Consider the following 16,373-nt stretch of genomic DNA (forward strand, 5'->3'; position numbering starts at 1 on the left):
AGGCAGACATCTTACCGCCGCGGGCGTCAGGAACTGGCCGCGCCGGCCGGATCGCGACCTCTGACAGCCAGCAGCGACACCAGCGCCAGCACAATAATCGTCATGCCATAGCACCATGCGGTCTGATTCAAGCCGATATGGGGTGCAGCAATGCCTGCGGCAATAGCAGGCAGGGCAAAGGCAAGATAGCTTTTTATTAAAAAGGCGGCGAACAGCCCGGCACGCTCATGGCTTTCGGCTAACGGCATAATGATCTTCAGCACACTGGCGAAAATCGATCCAAAACCCTGACCCGCAATGGCGGTGCCCGCATAAAGCCAGACCACGCTATGCAGAGAAAGGCCCGTCAGGGTTACGCTGACACCCGCCATCAGCATCACTGTACCAATGACTAAAGCTCGTGCGGCGGGTAAAAGACGAAAAATGAACACCGCAGCCGTCGCGCTCAGCATCAATGTCGCCACAATCGAGCCACCAATAAACGGCGATGTCAGGCCTGTTGCGTTCGCGACCATCGTGGGCATCAGTGACAGATAAAATCCGCCCAGCATCCAGGTCGCAATGTTAACCGGCGTCACTTTTAGCAAAGGCCCCAGCGCGCGTCGCGGAATGCAGACCTGAGGGCGCAGTGCGGCCAGGACGCCAGGCTGGGGTGCAATCGTTTCAGGTATCAGCGGTAACAGTGCAATTGCGGCCAGCATCAGTAATAGCAGCAGCGCATAGAGCGTCACGGTAGGATAGGGCGCAAAAGTGACCAGGATTCCCCCTGCCAGCGTGCCCAGCGTCATTCCCAGAAAGGCGGTAATTGAGTTCAGAAGTGGACCGCGGGTTTTACTGGCGTCAATCAGGCTGGCTCCAAAGGTCGGCAAGGCGATACCGGTAGCAAAGCCCTGCACCAGCCGGGCAGCAATTAAGGTTGTGGCAGAGCTGGCAGTCATGAAGATCACTAGCGCAACCGCATTGATCCCCAGCGCCATCAGCATTAGCGGACGGCGGCCGGTAAAGTCTGACACTTTACCCACCGTCAGTAGCGCTGCCAGCAACGCGAAAGCATAAGCGCCAAATATCAGCGTCAGCATGGTCGGCGTGAGGTCAAACAGGCTGCGATAAAGCGGGTAAAGTGGCGTGGGCGCACTGCTGGTGGCTGAAATCAATGCCGCACCGGTAAAACTAAAAAGCGTGGTCCGGGTTGCGGCCTGAGGTGTCAATGCAGGATTCATAAAAATAACCTTAATGCAAAATATTAGCTTTTGCTAAGGTATACGACTACCCGCGTCTTAATGCAATATCTTTGCTTTAACGATTCCTGCGATCGTTACCAGGGTGTGCCTGTGTGCTTTTGAGGATCAGGACGTGTTGAGAGCGCACATTGTATTGCCAGCAGCAATATAGCGTCGAAAAATCCAGTTTCATGACGCTCATCAATGAGTCATTTTTAGTTTTGCGAGTTGTTTTACAACAACATTTAGTCGAGTCTTTCTGCGAATAATAATCAGGGAGTCAGAGTAATGAAAATAGCTGAGATCGACCATATTCATCTTTACGTTGAAAATATTGAGCAGGCAGAGACGTGGTATAACAAGATCCTGGGCTTTTCCCGCGACAATGCACTTTATTTCTGGTTCGAACAGGGTGGACCGCTGGTTATAAGGAATAACCGGGCATCACTCTCTCTTTTTCTCAGAAGCACTCAGCTACCCGGTCACACCGTGGCCTTTGGCGTGGCAGCATCCTCATTTAGCGAACTCATCCCTGTTCTCAGAGACAATAAGATCCCATTCACCGTCAGTGACCACGCTGTGTCGATGTCCGTCTATTTTCGCGATCCCAGTGATAATAAAATTGAAATCACCTCATACGACTACGTTGATGCAAAGCAGATCCTTGAGGACCTGGTATGACGCCATCGCTGCCTGGCTTACTGACAGGATCTACTGATCCTGAACAGCATTCAATAAAGTGTGTTCTTCAGGCGTTCAGGCAGTGCTTTGTCGTAGGCATCGCCATCAATTTCTGCAATCTGTTTAAGGATTGAGCCGGTGCTGGGCAGTGACTGGCGGGATATTTGCGTTTCGGCATCCCATAATCCGGAGCGGATAATCGCCCGGCTGCACTGAAAGAAAACACTCTCCACGCTAATGCGTAACACCGTTTTGGGGCGCTGGTTGTTGACGGCGAAGCGCTCAAATAGCGCCGGATCGGTGCTGATCACCGCCGTGCCGTTAATACGTAATGTCTCACCAATACCAGGAATCAGAAAAAGCAACGCGACCCGATTGTCATGCAGAATATTACGCAGGCTGTCGATGCGGTTGTTGCCGCGCCTGTCGGGTAACAGCAGGGTTTTTTCATCGTCGATTTCAATAAATCCTGCCGGATCGCCGCGGGGAGAAACATCCAGACCCTCCGGCCCGGACGTTGCCAGCGCGACAAAAGGCGAGGCAGCAATAAAAGGCCGATAGGCGGGGTGAATATGATCGGTCACCTTAGCAATTGAGGGCCTGGCAACCGACCCATAAAGATGCTCAAGTTCAGTCAGTTCAGTGATGATGTTGTGCTGCTCAGCCATTTTCATCGTCCTTTCATTGATAAATTTCCAGAATACTCACGACGATACGACACAGATCTTAAGCATGAAGCTAACGTCTGAAACGCGTCACAGAGTCCGGTTATCGCCGAGGAATAATAAACCGATACGTGCCGTAGTGTCAGCGACGAAATAATTTAATACCGGTCGTGTCTACATGTTTTCCCTTCTCTGCCGATACCAGGAATACATTACAACCTTATTACAACCGTTCATGAGACTCGCCAGTGAAAATTTCAACTCGACTGTATACCGGCTTTGGCCTGCTCATTTTGCTGTTTATTCTTTGCAGCGGAATTGCGTTACATGCCCTCAGCAGTGCCCGTAATGGCATGAATGATGTGGTCAATGTAAAGATGAAACGCTATCAGATGGTACTCGACATGCGCGGCAGCTTGCGTGACATGGGCATTGCGGTGCGCAACATGGCGCTACTGAACGATACCAAAGCAATGGAGCCGGAATGGAAACGGTTACTGGCCCAAAAGGAAATTTATATCACTAACCGTGAGAAACTGGCCCGCATGATGGATGATGCGACTCCCGCTGCGCGCCAGGCTTTCGATAAAAGTCTCTCTGCCGAAAAAGCGACACTCGACTCACTTGAGCAGGCTGGCCGGTTGGGGCTGGAGAATAAGTCGCAGGAAGCTACTGCCTATCTTCTGACGGTGACACGCCCCGCACAGCGTACTCTGCTTGATGCACTTAATACCCTTTCAACGATCCAGAGTGAGGAGGGGCAGAAAGCGGTGGTAATGAGCAGCGACTCCTCGGCGCGTACCGGCTTCACGCTGATGATTCTGGCGGGCATTTCCATCCTGCTGGCTCTGGCGACCTGTCTGTTCACTGTCCGCACGCTCATGCGTCAACTGGGCGGTGAACCCGCTCAGGCTCAGGTGCTTGCTGCCGCTATCGCCTCTGGCGATCTTACGACGACGGTGGCATTGCGTCGCGGTGATACCCAAAGCCTGCTGGCTTCACTGGATAGTATGCAGACCAATCTGCGTGAACTGGTCTCCCGCATCAAAGAATCTGCAGGCTCTGTTGCGCTGGCGGCGGATGAGATTTCCCGTGGCAACAGCGAGTTGTCTTCGCGCACTGAAGAGCAGGCGGCGGCATTGCAGGAAACGGCTGCCAGCATGGAGCAGCTTACCGCCACGGTGAAGAGTAATACGCTGGGTGCACAGCAGACAGCAGGCTCGGCCCGTGAAACCGCATCACTGGCACGCAGCGGTGAAAATGATGTTCATCAGATGTCCGAGACCATGAATGGTATCTCACTCAGTGCTGCAAAAATTCGCGATATCACCAGCGTAATCGAAGGTATCGCTTTCCAGACTAACATCCTGGCACTGAACGCGGCCGTTGAAGCCGCAAGGGCGGGAGAAGATGGACGTGGATTTGCGGTTGTGGCGGGTGAAGTCCGTTCCCTTGCGCAGCGAAGCGCGACCGCAGCACGGGATATCAAATCACTGATTGAGCAGACTGTTGGTCAGGTAGAGCAGGGCGTCTCGGTGGCAGCCGGAACCGGCCAGAGCATTCTGAAGATTGTCGGCATGGTAAGTGAACTGGCTGAAGCGATGGATAATATTTCCCTCTCCTCATCTGAGCAAATGCAGGGCATTTCTCAGGTCAGCATCGCCGTGAGTCAGATGGATGGCGTGACGCAAAATAACGCCGCGCTGGTGGAAGAGTCTTCGTCAGCGTCTCAATCGCTCTCTGAACAGGCCCATGCGCTGCGTGGCATGGTCGATTCGTTTCGTGTTCACAGTGCAGCTTAATTGTCAGGCGTAACAAATAAACGGACGCGAGCAACAGGCGCGTCCTTTTTTTATTGCAGATTAACGGCCTCGATCCAGCGTGCTCGCCTCAGTCGGGCCACAACTCAGCGTGTTTATCGGGCACAGAAGCGTCGTAAAAGTTGGTCTCAGAAAGGGCTGCTGCTATAAAAGGGTATCTGATCAGTACCTAAAAGGAGCGCAGGATGGTCTGGGAATCAGAGCGATTACTTTACAGATTTACCCTACGTGAGGATCTTGACGACCTCTTCAGAATCTATGGTGACCCTGAGACGCATAGGTTTAATCCACGAGGTCCCTGGCCTGACAGGGAATATGCTGTGCAGACTATGGAGCGTATACAGGAGAGTTATCGGGACCAGGGTTTTGGCGACTGGACGATATTCGAAAAAGCGCATCCGGAAAAAATCATTGGTTTTGGTGGGGTATTCCGAAGCCAGTTCGATGGCCGTCAGACCAATAATCTCGGATACCGGTTTGAGCCCGCGGCCTGGGGAAAAGGGTATGCCACAGAGCTTTCCCGCAGAGCTATTCGTTATGGCTTCGAGGAAGCCGGACTCAGCATTATCACCGGTGTAACGCGCGAAAACCACCTGGCTTCACAGCGGGTGTTGGAGAAAGCGGGCTTAACCTTTTTGAAAAGAGTCGAGGATGCAGAGGGCTTGCCTGCCAGCCTGATGTATACCCTCAGCCGATCCGACTGGATTGCGGCGGGCAACACTGTCGCCAAACCTGTCTGATTCTTCTTTATATCACCGGGCGTGGTCAAATCTGCGCCATCTTTTCGTATCTGGCGTCTTTAAAGCACCGCTAATCCCGCGATTGACTCTCCGCAGCATGAATTATTTTATTCACCTTATTCCGGGGAGGATTTATGGATATTCGAACAATTTTTATTTCAGCGGTAATGGCAGTCGGTCTTTTATGGATAGGAGCATCGGATAATTCATCGTCCCATCTCAATACAGAACCGGTCAGTTCAGTCCTGAGTAAAATTCAGCCCTGATAAGACCTCGCCTGATAGCACACTTTAACGCCTGTTCAGCCTGAGATGCGGTACACTGTCAAATTCCGTTAACGCAATTTTGTTGCTTTAACTGTGACGTTATCACTGACAAAAGCGGGAGAAAGATGGCACGGGAAATGATTCGTCAGGGTGGGCGCAGCGCACGTATTCAGGCAGAGGTGCATAACACCGTCAATCGATTACTGGAAACCGTTGACCGTTCGGCTATTACCGTTCCGATGATCGCCGAACAGGCAGGCGTAACGCCCTCTACAATTTATCGACGCTGGGGTGATCTGGCCCAGTTGCTGGCAGATGTCGCAGTAGCGCGGATGCGGCCAATCGCCGAACCGGAAGATACAGGATCGATGATCAGCGACCTTACTTTGTTCCTCCAGCAATACGCTGAAGAGATGTCGTCTAAAGTCGGTCGTGAACTGCTAGCCGATGTGATCGGCAGTCATGCTGAAGAAGCCAGCCAGAAGTGCTGTGGATTCACCTATCAGCATCTGGAAACTTTGAACATCCGCGCACGTGAACGTGGCGAACCCGGCTTTGATGTTGATCGCATGGTTGATGTGGCCGTGGCTCCCGTTATGTTCCACATTCTGTTCGGTGATCGCGATATTTCATCCGCCTACTGTTCTTCGCTGATTCAGCAGGCATTTAGTCAGGCCTCTGGCGCTGAACAAAGGGCAGGGCAGCTTCCGTGATGAGATGTTCCAGCAGCATACGCGCCGGATCGTTGCCCTGATCTGAGCGGGCCAGCGCGATTCCCAGATAGCCGGGTTGTGGCAACCGGTGTGACTCCGTCACCAGCTTTTCTGGCATACCTGCGCGGGTGCGCAGGGTTATACCCAGCCCGGCCTGAACTGCCGCCCATATCCCGCTAAGACTGTGACTGGTGAACACGATCCGCCAAGGAATGCCTGCCTTATCCAGTGCCTGGGTGGCGCGCGTTCGCATCACACAGGGCGCATCAAATGCCACCAGCGGCAGCGCTTCGCCGCGCCACAGAAACCCTGCCAGATCAAATGCCGGATGCTGAATCCAGGCTAACGGACATTGACCAATCAACTGTGTGCCAGTCTGCTGCTCCGCCTGCCAGAGCAGCGCCAAATCCAGCTCATGACGCGCCAGCGCCGTGTGTAGCGGCTGATTTCTGTCGACGCGAGCGGTCAGCCTCACTTCCGGATGCTGGCGATTAAATGCGCCGAGAATGGCAGGCATCAACGCCTCGCCAAAATCCTCCTGCATGCCAATACGTATTTCACCCTGTAACGCCTCGCCCTTCACCGCCCGCAATGCCTCATCGTTCAGTGACAGCAGCCGTCTGGCGTAACTCATAAGCTGTTCACCACTTCGTGTCAGTTGGAGATGCCGCCCTTTTTTCAGCACCAGTGCCGTGCCGCATTGCTGCTCCAGTTTCTTGAGCTGCGCACTGACAGCCGACGTTGATCGACAGAGATGCTGTGCTGCCAGCGCGAAGCTGCCAGCATCGATTCCAGCAACGAAACTGCGCAGCGCATCCATATCCAGTGACTTTGGTAGTTTATTCATTATCGTCCTGTAAACGCGGATGGTGAATGCTAATTAATTTGATTTTCAGGATTGAGACTATGAATAACACTCTCTCTGACCACTGAGGAGTGTGCAATGAAAAATTCACTGGATCGGGAAACACTGGCGCAACGCGCGCCAAAACTGGCCGAACTGGCACAGCAGCTGCTGTTTGGTGATATCTGGCAACGTCATCTGTTGTCACCACGTGAGCGCAGCCTGCTGACGCTGGCAACGTTAACCGCGATGGGGCGCGTTCAGCAGCTGCCGTGGCATATCGATTTTGCCCGTCAGAACGGGCTGACACAGGATGAGCTGGTGGAGAGCTTTACACATCTGGCGTTTTACGCTGGCTGGCCCGCCGCCGTCACCGCGCTGGGCTATCTGGAGGATAACTGCTGATGCCATTCACCCGAATCACGTTGCGTCAGGGCTACAGCGATGCGGCACTGAATACGATTTCAACATTACTCCAGAAAGCACTGGTGACGGAGTTTGACGTGCCTGAGCATGATTGCTTTCAGGTGATTGAGATGTTGCCAGCCTGTCAGCGGGTATTTGATATTCACTATCTCAGTGGCGGGCGCAGCGACAATTTCGTGCTGTTTCAAGTGACAGCAGGCCGACCGCGATCCCGGGATCAGAAGCAACGGTTTTATCATGCCCTTTGTGCGGCGCTGCAGGTGGAAATGGCGATCGATCCCGATGATGTCATGATCATTATTCAGTTCAACAGCACCGAAGAGTGGAGCTTCAGCGGTGGCCGGATGCTGGCACAGGAGGCGTTATGATCATCATGCACTACCGTTTTACCCTGCCTGCGGACTACGATATGGGCATCATTGAACAGCGCATCAGGCTAAACGGTGCCCGGCTGGATGGCTTTCCGGGGCTGGTGGCGAAGGCGTATCTCTGGGCCTGCCGTGATGATGGCGGACTGAATGAAAACTGTTATGCACCCATCTATTTCTGGCGGGAGGCGAGTGGTATGCAGCGTTTCCTGCAAAGTCCTGGCTTCGCGACGCTGGTCAGAGATTTTGGCTGGCCGATCATCGAAAGCTGGCTGGCACTGGAAGGACAGAACCATCTTCCGAATCTGGCCGACGCCCGGTTTATGACGCTGAATCGCTGGACGATCCCCCGGCATTCGGACCTGACTACAGTGCCACTGACGGCAGGATTAAGTGCCTGGGATGTGACCCGCTGGCAGGGATTAAGCATTGACGCGTCACAGCAGCGTTCCGCAGAACAACAGGAGGTCTACCGCATCGGTTATCTGGCGCGGGGTTCCGCTGCTGCTGATCTTCAGCTGTAAAACTCGGGTGCCTGATGCCTGTTACTCAGAGGGCAAAAATGGCCTCGATCTCAATGCGCAGGTCAGCGGAGAAAAGGCCGTTGACCTGGACCAGCGAACTGGCAGGCAGATGTCCACCATAATTACGATAAAGTACTTCCCTCAGCGCGGTGATCTCAGTGAAAGAAGTGATAAATATTGTGACCTTGAGCAATGCGGCAAGCGAGGTATGCTCTGCGGCGGTAATATGCCTGAGCTGATCAAAAATAGCTTCTGCCTGTTCAGCCATATCGCCCTGCTGAGCGGGTGTGCCAGCCGCAGTCAGCCCTGAAACATAAAGCGTGTTGCCATGCTTAACGGCATGCACATAAGGTGCTTTTACTTCGCCCAGTTCTGCGTAATTTTTGCGTTCTGGCTGGGTCATATTTCCTCCTTCACTATTTTCACAAACAGATAATAACGCCCGCTATTGCTCAGTGCGTCAGCAATTGCTAGCAGGGTCGACAATCGAATAATAACCCCTTTCATCTTTTCTCTGGGTGATTGTTTAGGTCAGCTTCAGTCCGGCAATGTTTTTTTATCTGCGGGGACCACGCAGTGGTGGCGCGAAAAACGATAAGCTCTGCCGTCAGGCTTATAACTATCGTCCTGGCGGCAACGGTCGCCGGTGCTGCAGGTGGTGGCGGGCTGGGAGAAGTTCTTGGCAGCATGTCATGGGCACCCCACCACGAAACCGGCCATCTGGTCACAGGTTCATCAAATGTGTTTATTAATGGAAGGCCGGCGGTGATGTCGCATATGTCCGTGGGTGACTGTGACGAACACGGTCCGGCCCTGCAACGCGTGGCAGAAGGGTCTTCACGCGTCTACATCAACGGACTGCCTGCTGCACGGACGGGAGATCGCCTGGCATGCAGCGGTGTGATCAGTGACGGCTCACCCAACGTCTTTATTGGTGGCAGTAAAGAGCAGACTGACGCAATCAGTCCGGAAATTCCGGACTGGGTTGACAGAGTACTACTTGGCGTAGGCCTTGCTGCCACAGCTGTCCTGGCTGGGCCGGCGATAGCCCTGCTTGGTTTTGCGGGAGGACTGGGTGGAGGCTATGGTGGTGCTTATATAGGCGGGAAATTATGGGGAGAGGGCTCTGACGGTCAGAAGTGGCTTGCGCTGGGCGGTGCGTTTGCAGGCGGCCTTGCCGGCGCAAAAGGAGGCGCAGCCTTCAATACGTGGCGAAACACGCCTAAGAGCCTCATCAACCTGAAAGAAATAGAACCTCAGCTGGCGACCGATCCGGACAGTGCCTTTTTCTGGTCAGGACGGACTGAAGGTGTCGGTGGCCCTGATGTCGCAGAGGGCATAGCCAAGTCCCGGGGCGGAGTCACGCTCGAATCCACAATCAAGGATAAAAACATTAAAATGCCTGAATGGGATTTCGATAACCCCCAGAGCATCAAGGCCTGGGAGGACGTCTCCGCGTCCTATGCTAAACAGGTATCAGGAGAAGTCAGGGCCGTCGTGGGACAGTCGCTGCGTGAAGGTAATATATGGGAAAACGTTGAGTTACCGCGCCTGATGGGCAATGATAACGTCACGAAAATCACTACAATCGATCCGGTATCGCAGACGGAAAAAGTCATTTTTGTAAGGGATAACTGATATGAAAATTACAGGCACCAGTTCATATGTGATGCTCGATATAGACGGAAAGAAAATCAGGGCAGAAGGTGAAATGGTCGTGGGTGGTTTCGTGGCTGAAACAAGTACAATGAAACAATTTGAACCCCCCTACGAAAGTGAACCCGTAACTGATGCTGTTCGTCAGCACTATATTGACGAAGCAGTCAAAAAAACTCAGGGATCTCATATGGTCCTGAAGTTTGTTTAAATCTTCACAGTGAAGGTGACCTGCTAATCACCTTCTCGTCTCACTCCCGCCAGGACTTTCAGACATCCGGGAATGGTGGCATTTCCTTTCTGCCTGCTGCCTCCCAGTACCACCAACGGCTCTGACCGTATTCCACATCATAATGGGCAGTTTTTTCCTGTTTACGTTGCAGGTATTCGGGTGTGTTCATGCCGAACACTTCCATCGGCAGCGCATCCACGCCTTTCACGTCCTTCAGAACGAAGTCCGGGAAGACGTCTTCCTCTCCGTCGTAGCGCAGAGGCTTGATGAAGGCACGTTTTTCCTTCCACAGTTTGTCTTCGACAGCCGCCTCATAGCCTGAATCGAGCGGAATGAAGCGTGGACTGACCGTCATCAGCGCCACATCGAGCACGGTACTGCAGCTTGACGGCCGGTTACGCCCGTCTACTTTTCTGAACGACGTTTCAGGCGGCTCCGTTTCAGCGATAACCACGACTTTCATTCCCCGGCGCCAGTCACCCAGCTCGCGGCTGAAGCTCCGCTCCAGGCGGTGACGAACGGCTTCAGGCAGAACCAGATCAGGAAAGCCAGAAAACAGCCCCAGCGGCAGCATAGTCTTCAGCCGTGCTTCACCGGCTTCACTCCAGCCAGCCAGCACAGAAATGACGATTAGTCACCTTATGTTCTTTTCAGCTTCCCTCAGGTGTTCCCGGTTAACGCTAACCTGAGGCGTATCTTTCATGGCCATGAGCAGCAGGGATTCATCCAGTGGCACGCGACCAATACGAATACGGGCAGCCGTCTGCTGCAGGCGCCAGCTCACCCAGCCAGGAGTGCGTTTCTTTTTATCGAAAGCAGGGTGCCAGACATTGATACCAGACTGTTCCCACAACAGGTGCAGAAGCCCCAGCAGGCTCATCGATGGCCGCCGTGTGCGTTTTACAGGCTCATTACCTGAAACGTTTTCAGCCGGTTTTACTTCAGAAGGGGCCTTTTTCTGGAGGCCCGTGGGCAGTCTGACGACAATCGTGCAAATTCATTCTCATATTGCTTATTCATGAATAAGTTACCTCTGATAATCAGCGCACTCCGGCATTAGTTTTTTTGCTGAAGAGGTGTAGTGAAAAGAACTCGTCTGGACAGTGTTATCGTCAACCCCCATGAATTTATTGTGCACGATGGCGTTAAGGCTACTCAGTCGTAGAATGACAATTACCCGCTTAGTTACACCGCGATTTTTCGCGCCTACTAGCGCGGCCACAACCGGTTTATGGGTGAAACTGTATGCCGCCATATTGATACGGTTTTCAGCGCCATCGATATCGTTTAACACAATTTTTTAATGTAATCCTGCCAACAACCGTAGATAAAAGATCTGCGGTGATCTCTGGTGTTGAAGGATATGCCAGGACGGGCGCGGCCATAATAATGGCCCGCGCGAAATAATTTGCCTCATCAGATAAACACCTCCGCCGGAAATCAGCGCGTCAGCAGTTGCTGGCACGCTGCATTATCCTGGGCGGCGCGCTGTTGATCATCCGTCGTCAGTTGCTGCCAGCGGCCAATCACACGATTTCCCAGCGAGGGCTTATAAGTCACTTTTTGCAGCGCATAGTCAGAATTGCCGCCTTCTATCACGTTGCGCATCTGCGTATCGAGCGGCTGTGCACTGTGATGATCAATCGCGCAGAACACCGCGACGTAATACGCTTTATCCTCCTCACTGTCGTGCGGGATCAACCACCAGCCAGCCAGAGCCAGGATCAGCAGCAGCGGGAGAATATATTTTACTTTAGCCATTATAGTCACCGGTTGTATGCAGTTCAGTCAGCCGGGTATGGCCAGACGCAGGGCGCGTATCCTGCCACAGATTCTGGCCAACGTTAACCCTGCATCACCGGTGTTGGGGCAATGTTCAGATGGCTGGCGCGTCGATCAGCGTTGCACTGATCTGTGCCCCTGGCATCATCTGCTCTAATCCCGAGATCAGATCGTCACTGGCCTGTTGCAGCGCAATGAGCGGCATAGCCGGAAGACTTTCCAGGATAAACCACATCTGGCGTGCACTGGCATCCAGTCTGGTCCGCACACCCTGACGCCAGTTCCAGCGGCGGCAGGTTACGCCCTGATCGTCTCGCCAGATCACTTCGCCGGGTTCTGGTGACTCATCAACCACCTCGCCCTCTTTGACGGTATCGAACCGTTCACTGCCGTCAGCAATCACCAGACGTGGCGCACCAATATAAGCCGCAATATTTTCGCCTCCAACTGGCAGGGCGTAGCGAATGCTGATGGCATTGTAGAGATCGACAACCGGATCGATAGCAGGCAATGCGCCATCCCGCAGCACGCGCTTGCGCAATGCTTCAGCAGAACAGGGTGTGCGTTTCGCTTTAGCACCAAAGGCTTTGAAAACCTCGGCCCAGGCTGCCAGATGCGCATCTGCCCAGGCCACATCCTCCTGCAACACCTGCTGGCAGGCACTCTTCAATGCTTCGCTGGCGACCTCAGGTCGTGTTATCGGCGTAGCGTCTACCACAATGCTCATGGCACGAAAGCCGGGGGCGAGCGCGAGAACCGCGGGATCGATTGACGGATGAACAGATAACATCGGATACTCTCTCATTGACTAATTTATTCCATAGTAATGACCGATGACCAAAAAAGTCAATATAACGACCGATGCGGGCGCTGATGTTGCCAGTGTTAATCAGGCTGTCTCAGAGAGCATCAAAAGATGGCGTAAAAGCCAGAAACTCTCACTGGATGCGTTATCCCATCGTGCAGGGATCAGTAAAGGGATGCTGGTTGAAATTGAAAAAGGCGCCGCCAATCCCAGCATTGCCATCCTCTGCAAAGTGGCTGCCGCACTGGGTGTCTCGGTGGCGGATATCGTCAATGTCTCGCATGCACCTGACGCCTGGCTGATTGAGAACAGCGAAATGCCCGTGCTGTGGCAGGGTGAGCAGGGCGGAACTGCGCAGCTGCTGGCGGGGACACGCGGACCCGATATGATTGAGTTATGGCGCTGGAAAATGTTTACGGGCGAGGTTTTCAGCTCCACGGGTCACTCGTTGGGCACGCTTGAACTGCTGCACGTCGATCAGGGCACACTGGCATTAACCGTGGGTGAGCAGACAATGGTCGTGCAGCAGGGGTGTGCGGCGGTGGCGCGTACAGATATGCCGCATTCTTATGCCAGTGCCGATCACCAGCCGGTTATTTTCACCATGACGGTGGCCGAACTGCAGCGCTAAAAACGCTCGTCTGCAGTGATAGCTTCGCCGGGAAACGCCAGCAGCAGCGTTTTCAGCAGCCTCTCCAGTTCGGCACGCTCTGATGCGTCCAGCGGCGCCAGCACCGCCGCCTGCGTGGCGGTGTGGACACGAAGTGCATCCTCAATCTGCTGCTGCCCGTGCGGGGTCAGCCCAACCAGCATGCTGCGCTTATCATCCGGTGCAGCCACACGTTCAATCAGATGCTGCTGTTCCAGCCGGTTCAGCCGATTTGTCATCGCGCCGGAGGTTACCAGCAGCGCCTGATAAAGTTGCGTGGGCGACAAGCGATAAGGCGAGCCCGCCCGCCGCAGCGTTGCCAGTACATCAAACTCCCCCTCCTGAAAACTAAACGGCTCCAGTGCCTGACTGCGCGCTTTCGCCAGATGTTTCATCAGACGCAACACTCTGCCGAAGATGCGCATGGAAGAAGCATCAAGATCAGGCATCGCGTTGTCCCATTGGCTGACAACGAAATCAATATGGTCATGCATAAATCACCTGTAAATGCTGGGGTTATGTTGTCGGGTTGTGCTGCACCTCTTAACAAGGCGGGATATTTATCTTAACGTTAAGATAAATGGTGGCAGCCCAATGCTGTCATCGTCAATCCTCTGTCAGAGTGTCAACGATGAAAAATAATCTCTTCCCCATTCTGTTTGCTGTGATCGTCTTTCTTATCGGGCTAAACCTGCGTCCGATGCTGGCTATTATCGGCCCGCTGTTTCCGGTGTTGCAACAGCAGGCTGGACTGTCAGCTACCTCGTTCAGTCTTCTGACCACGTTGCCGGTGGCGATGATGGGTCTGGCGGCACTTTCCGGGCCGTGGCTGATCGTCCGTATTGGGCCGGTGATGGGCATCGCCTCGGGTTTGCTTCTTCTGACGGCGGCCTGTCTGTGGCGCGGGGTTAACCTGACCTCTGCTCAGCTGATGCTCACTGCGCTGGCGGGTGGCGCAGGAATTGGTGTCATTCAGGCGCTGATGCCTGCCCTGATTCGGCAACGCTTTACAGCAGCCGCGGCGACGCTGATGGCGCTGTTCAGCACAGGCATTATGGCGGGTGCGGCACTGACTGCGGCGAGTGCTGAGCCGCTTTTTACCCTGCTGGGCCTGCAACCCGCGCTGGCACTCTCCGGAGGATTAGCGCTGGTGACGCTGCTAATCTGGCTGTCCTCGGTCAGGCGGTCGTCGCCGGTGAGTGTAGCGGTTGATGAAGCGATACTGCCTGTGCGGCGCACACTGCTACTGATGCTCTTTTTTGGCATTGGCACCGGGGCCTACACGCTGGTACTGGCCTGGCTGCCGCCATTCTATATACAGCTGGGCTGGAGTGCGCGTCATAGCGGATATCTGCTCGCCGCGCTGACCTTAACCGAAGTGGTGGCAGGATTTATTGTCTCAGCGACGTTACATCGCTTTTCCGACCGCCGTCCTTTGCTGCTTGGCGTGCTGACATTGTTACTGGCGGGGCTGCTGAGTCTGGTGTTCTACCCGAACACGATGCCGGTACTCTCTGTGTTGCTGCTGGGTACAGGAATCGGCGCACTCTTTCCGCTGTCACTGATTGTCACACTGGATCATGCGCGCAACGCCAGAGAGGCAGGCATTCTGCTGTCACGCGTTCAGGGTGGCGGATACCTGATTGCAGCACTGATGCCGCTGGTGGCCGGCTGGGTGCGCGACAGTGGTGCATCACTGACGCAGGCCTGGGTGATCATGAGTGCTGGCGTGATGGTGTTAATGCTGATTGCCCGGCGATTCAGGCCGCAGAACAGCTCAGCCTGATTAAATCCGTTGCCGAACAATGGCAATCTGGCATGCTGAGAGTAAAACGTTGAATCAGGAGTGCAGCATGAAAGTTATTGGTTTGTTAGGCGGTATGTCATGGGAGTCAACTGCACTCTATTACCGAATACTCAATCAGCAGGTTAAACAGCGGCTGGGCGGTCTGCACTCGGCGGAGCTGGTACTTTATAGTGTTGATTTCCAGCATATCGAGCAACTTCAGGCTGCGGGCGAGTGGCAGCAGGCGGGCGAGATACTGGCTGATGCAGCACGTAATCTGGAAAGGGCGGGTGCGCAATTCATCGTACTCTGTACCAACACCATGCATAAAGTGGCCGCGCAAATCAGCGCCGCCACAGACATCCCGCTACTGCATATTGCTGACGCCACCGGACGGCGTATTCAGCAGGCTGGCGTGCATAAGGTCGGGTTACTGGCAACGCGATTCACCATGGAACAGGATTTCTATCGCGGACGACTGCATGAGCAGTTCGGTCTTGAAGTGATCACGCCTGATGAAGCGGATCGCCTGTTTGTGCACGAGGTGATTTACCAGGAGCTTTGCCTGGGTGAAATCAATCCCGCCTCGCGTCGTCGTTACAGGGAGATCATGCAGCGGCTGGTGGCACAAGGGGCCGAGGCCATTATTCTGGGCTGCACCGAAATTACCTTGCTGGTTGACGCTACCGACGCCAGCGTGCCGCTATTTGATACTACGCTCATCCATGCTGAAGAGGCCGTTTTCCAGGCTCTCTCTTAACGCTCATCTTCAACGCAGTCTCAGGGACATCGCATGAAAATAGATAATTTGCCGTTTGGGCTGACGGAATGGGATCAGGTTGAAGAGACGGTTCATCCCGGCGACCAGGGAGAGGCGAGATGGCGAACTGTGACGTTTAACGATATCCGGGTTCGCATGGTCGATTATTCGCCGGGCTATGTGGCCGATCACTGGTGCACCAAGGGCCATATTTTACTCTGTATGGCGGGCGAGCTTCACACAGAACTGTCCGATGGACGCCGTTTCGTACTGTCACCGGGCGTCAGTTATCAGGTAGCAGACGATGCTGAACCGCATCGTTCGTTTACCTCCACCGGCGCGAAGCTCTTTATCGTTGACTGAGTTTGCTATCTGCCTCTTTTGTGGTCATCAACTGGTGAATCATCGCGTCGTTGACACTTTTAAAAGTAAACTG

General features: G+C 54.0%; 20 protein-coding genes and 1 pseudogene. 13 read left to right on the plus strand and 8 right to left on the minus strand.

Features of this window, described 5'->3' with window-relative positions; genetic code table 11:
• Positions 1-26: 26 nt before the first annotated feature.
• The gene (locus IAI47_RS18895; RefSeq protein WP_008924465.1) at positions 27-1,220 is read right to left on the minus strand and encodes an MFS transporter; all 1,194 of its coding nucleotides are present in this window, start codon (positions 1,218-1,220) and stop codon (positions 27-29) included.
• Between the two features lie 288 nt (positions 1,221-1,508).
• Between IAI47_RS18895 and IAI47_RS18900 the strand changes: the two genes are divergently transcribed.
• Positions 1,509-1,901 (plus strand): VOC family protein, encoded by a 393-nt coding sequence (locus IAI47_RS18900; RefSeq protein ID WP_008924466.1) that lies wholly within the window; start codon positions 1,509-1,511, stop codon positions 1,899-1,901.
• A 50-nt stretch (positions 1,902-1,951) separates the two neighbouring features.
• Here IAI47_RS18900 and IAI47_RS18905 read toward each other — a convergent pair whose 3' ends face one another.
• Positions 1,952-2,569, minus strand: a complete 618-nt coding sequence (locus IAI47_RS18905; RefSeq protein ID WP_008924467.1) for a pyridoxamine 5'-phosphate oxidase family protein — start codon at positions 2,567-2,569, stop codon at positions 1,952-1,954.
• 245 nt (positions 2,570-2,814) lie between these two features.
• Here IAI47_RS18905 and IAI47_RS18910 point away from each other — a divergent pair, with 245 nt between their 5' ends.
• From IAI47_RS18910 to IAI47_RS18920, 3 genes are all read left to right on the plus strand, one after another.
• Complete coding sequence (locus IAI47_RS18910) at positions 2,815-4,368, plus strand: methyl-accepting chemotaxis protein (protein ID WP_008924468.1); 1,554 nt, start codon at positions 2,815-2,817, stop codon at positions 4,366-4,368.
• A 203-nt stretch (positions 4,369-4,571) separates the two neighbouring features.
• Complete coding sequence (locus tag IAI47_RS18915) at positions 4,572-5,126, plus strand: GNAT family N-acetyltransferase (RefSeq protein WP_008924469.1); 555 nt, start codon at positions 4,572-4,574, stop codon at positions 5,124-5,126.
• 391 nt (positions 5,127-5,517) lie between these two features.
• Complete coding sequence (locus IAI47_RS18920) at positions 5,518-6,105, plus strand: TetR/AcrR family transcriptional regulator (protein WP_008924471.1); 588 nt, start codon at positions 5,518-5,520, stop codon at positions 6,103-6,105.
• Here the strand turns inward: IAI47_RS18920 and IAI47_RS18925 are convergent.
• Positions 6,059-6,952 (minus strand): LysR substrate-binding domain-containing protein, encoded by an 894-nt coding sequence (locus IAI47_RS18925; RefSeq protein ID WP_008924472.1) that lies wholly within the window; start codon positions 6,950-6,952, stop codon positions 6,059-6,061. The genes IAI47_RS18920 and IAI47_RS18925 overlap by 47 nt on opposite strands.
• 96 nt (positions 6,953-7,048) lie before the next feature.
• On the opposite strand from IAI47_RS18925, the gene IAI47_RS18930 reads away from it, so the two are divergent.
• The 3 genes from IAI47_RS18930 to IAI47_RS18940 are packed head-to-tail and all read left to right on the plus strand — an operon-like array spanning position 7,049 to position 8,267.
• The gene (locus IAI47_RS18930; protein WP_008924473.1) at positions 7,049-7,354 is read left to right on the plus strand and encodes a carboxymuconolactone decarboxylase family protein; all 306 of its coding nucleotides are present in this window, start codon (positions 7,049-7,051) and stop codon (positions 7,352-7,354) included.
• On the plus strand, positions 7,354-7,743 hold the full coding sequence (locus tag IAI47_RS18935) for a tautomerase family protein (protein ID WP_003848242.1): 390 nt from the start codon (positions 7,354-7,356) through the stop codon (positions 7,741-7,743). Before IAI47_RS18930 ends, IAI47_RS18935 begins: the two co-directional genes overlap by 1 nt.
• A complete protein-coding gene (locus IAI47_RS18940; RefSeq protein ID WP_008924474.1) occupies positions 7,740-8,267 on the plus strand; it encodes a DUF4865 family protein in 528 nt (175 codons plus the stop codon). Before IAI47_RS18935 ends, IAI47_RS18940 begins: the two co-directional genes overlap by 4 nt.
• 25 nt (positions 8,268-8,292) lie before the next feature.
• Here IAI47_RS18940 and IAI47_RS18945 read toward each other — a convergent pair whose 3' ends face one another.
• Positions 8,293-8,670 (minus strand): RidA family protein, encoded by a 378-nt coding sequence (locus IAI47_RS18945; protein WP_008924475.1) that lies wholly within the window; start codon positions 8,668-8,670, stop codon positions 8,293-8,295.
• Positions 8,671-8,843: 173 nt separating this feature from the next.
• Here IAI47_RS18945 and IAI47_RS22100 point away from each other — a divergent pair, with 173 nt between their 5' ends.
• Positions 8,844-9,905, plus strand: coding sequence for a PAAR domain-containing protein (locus tag IAI47_RS22100; protein WP_008924477.1), 1,062 nt, complete (start codon positions 8,844-8,846; stop codon positions 9,903-9,905).
• 1 nt (position 9,906) lies between these two features.
• The gene (locus IAI47_RS18960; protein ID WP_008924478.1) at positions 9,907-10,134 is read left to right on the plus strand and encodes an Imm74 family immunity protein; all 228 of its coding nucleotides are present in this window, start codon (positions 9,907-9,909) and stop codon (positions 10,132-10,134) included.
• A gap of 58 nt (positions 10,135-10,192) precedes the next feature.
• On the opposite strand, the pseudogene IAI47_RS18965 reads toward IAI47_RS18960, so the two are convergent.
• The 3 genes and pseudogenes from IAI47_RS18965 to IAI47_RS18975 form a co-directional block, all read right to left on the minus strand.
• A pseudogene (locus IAI47_RS18965) lies at positions 10,193-11,152 on the minus strand (DUF1173 family protein).
• A gap of 443 nt (positions 11,153-11,595) precedes the next feature.
• Positions 11,596-11,916, minus strand: coding sequence for a hypothetical protein (locus IAI47_RS18970; protein ID WP_008924481.1), 321 nt, complete (start codon positions 11,914-11,916; stop codon positions 11,596-11,598).
• A 115-nt stretch (positions 11,917-12,031) separates the two neighbouring features.
• Positions 12,032-12,727, minus strand: a complete 696-nt coding sequence (locus tag IAI47_RS18975) for a B3/4 domain-containing protein (protein WP_008924482.1) — start codon at positions 12,725-12,727, stop codon at positions 12,032-12,034.
• Between the two features lie 43 nt (positions 12,728-12,770).
• Here IAI47_RS18975 and IAI47_RS18980 point away from each other — a divergent pair, with 43 nt between their 5' ends.
• Positions 12,771-13,373, plus strand: coding sequence for a helix-turn-helix transcriptional regulator (locus IAI47_RS18980; protein WP_008924483.1), 603 nt, complete (start codon positions 12,771-12,773; stop codon positions 13,371-13,373).
• On the opposite strand, the gene IAI47_RS18985 is transcribed toward IAI47_RS18980, so the two are convergent.
• Entirely contained in the window at positions 13,370-13,885 is a 516-nt protein-coding gene (locus IAI47_RS18985) for a MarR family winged helix-turn-helix transcriptional regulator (protein ID WP_008924484.1), read from the minus strand. The genes IAI47_RS18980 and IAI47_RS18985 overlap by 4 nt on opposite strands.
• A gap of 137 nt (positions 13,886-14,022) precedes the next feature.
• On the opposite strand from IAI47_RS18985, the gene IAI47_RS18990 reads away from it, so the two are divergent.
• The 3 genes from IAI47_RS18990 (at position 14,023) to IAI47_RS19000 (ending at position 16,300) form a co-directional block, all read left to right on the plus strand.
• Complete coding sequence (locus IAI47_RS18990; protein WP_008924485.1) at positions 14,023-15,177, plus strand: MFS transporter; 1,155 nt, start codon at positions 14,023-14,025, stop codon at positions 15,175-15,177.
• Positions 15,178-15,244: 67 nt separating this feature from the next.
• Positions 15,245-15,937 (plus strand): aspartate/glutamate racemase family protein, encoded by a 693-nt coding sequence (locus tag IAI47_RS18995; RefSeq protein WP_008924486.1) that lies wholly within the window; start codon positions 15,245-15,247, stop codon positions 15,935-15,937.
• Positions 15,938-15,970: 33 nt separating this feature from the next.
• Positions 15,971-16,300, plus strand: a complete 330-nt coding sequence (locus tag IAI47_RS19000; RefSeq protein ID WP_003848256.1) for a DHCW motif cupin fold protein — start codon at positions 15,971-15,973, stop codon at positions 16,298-16,300.
• Positions 16,301-16,373 lie beyond the last annotated feature (73 nt).

It is taken from the genome of Pantoea sp. MT58 (assembly GCF_014495885.1).
Taxonomy (GTDB): domain Bacteria; phylum Pseudomonadota; class Gammaproteobacteria; order Enterobacterales; family Enterobacteriaceae; genus Pantoea; species Pantoea eucalypti.

Excerpts from the sequence above, each read along its gene's own strand:
- IAI47_RS18985 (WP_008924484.1), bottom strand. The coding sequence starts at position 13,885 with ATGCATGACCATATTGATTTCGTTGTCAGCCAATGGGACAACGCGATG.
- IAI47_RS19000 (WP_003848256.1), top strand. The coding sequence starts at position 15,971 with ATGAAAATAGATAATTTGCCGTTTGGGCTGACGGAATGGGATCAGGTT.
- IAI47_RS18960 (WP_008924478.1), top strand. The coding sequence starts at position 9,907 with ATGAAAATTACAGGCACCAGTTCATATGTGATGCTCGATATAGACGGA.
- IAI47_RS18925 (WP_008924472.1), bottom strand. The coding sequence starts at position 6,952 with ATGAATAAACTACCAAAGTCACTGGATATGGATGCGCTGCGCAGTTTC.
- IAI47_RS18895 (WP_008924465.1), bottom strand. The coding sequence starts at position 1,220 with ATGAATCCTGCATTGACACCTCAGGCCGCAACCCGGACCACGCTTTTT.
- IAI47_RS18940 (WP_008924474.1), top strand. The coding sequence starts at position 7,740 with ATGATCATCATGCACTACCGTTTTACCCTGCCTGCGGACTACGATATG.
- IAI47_RS18980 (WP_008924483.1), top strand. The coding sequence starts at position 12,771 with ATGACCAAAAAAGTCAATATAACGACCGATGCGGGCGCTGATGTTGCC.
- IAI47_RS18935 (WP_003848242.1), top strand. The coding sequence starts at position 7,354 with ATGCCATTCACCCGAATCACGTTGCGTCAGGGCTACAGCGATGCGGCA.
- IAI47_RS18990 (WP_008924485.1), top strand. The coding sequence starts at position 14,023 with ATGAAAAATAATCTCTTCCCCATTCTGTTTGCTGTGATCGTCTTTCTT.
- IAI47_RS18905 (WP_008924467.1), bottom strand. The coding sequence starts at position 2,569 with ATGGCTGAGCAGCACAACATCATCACTGAACTGACTGAACTTGAGCAT.
- IAI47_RS18995 (WP_008924486.1), top strand. The coding sequence starts at position 15,245 with ATGAAAGTTATTGGTTTGTTAGGCGGTATGTCATGGGAGTCAACTGCA.
- IAI47_RS18975 (WP_008924482.1), bottom strand. The coding sequence starts at position 12,727 with ATGTTATCTGTTCATCCGTCAATCGATCCCGCGGTTCTCGCGCTCGCC.
- IAI47_RS18930 (WP_008924473.1), top strand. The coding sequence starts at position 7,049 with ATGAAAAATTCACTGGATCGGGAAACACTGGCGCAACGCGCGCCAAAA.
- IAI47_RS18915 (WP_008924469.1), top strand. The coding sequence starts at position 4,572 with ATGGTCTGGGAATCAGAGCGATTACTTTACAGATTTACCCTACGTGAG.
- IAI47_RS18920 (WP_008924471.1), top strand. The coding sequence starts at position 5,518 with ATGGCACGGGAAATGATTCGTCAGGGTGGGCGCAGCGCACGTATTCAG.
- IAI47_RS18900 (WP_008924466.1), top strand. The coding sequence starts at position 1,509 with ATGAAAATAGCTGAGATCGACCATATTCATCTTTACGTTGAAAATATT.
- IAI47_RS18945 (WP_008924475.1), bottom strand. The coding sequence starts at position 8,670 with ATGACCCAGCCAGAACGCAAAAATTACGCAGAACTGGGCGAAGTAAAA.
- IAI47_RS18970 (WP_008924481.1), bottom strand. The coding sequence starts at position 11,916 with ATGGCTAAAGTAAAATATATTCTCCCGCTGCTGCTGATCCTGGCTCTG.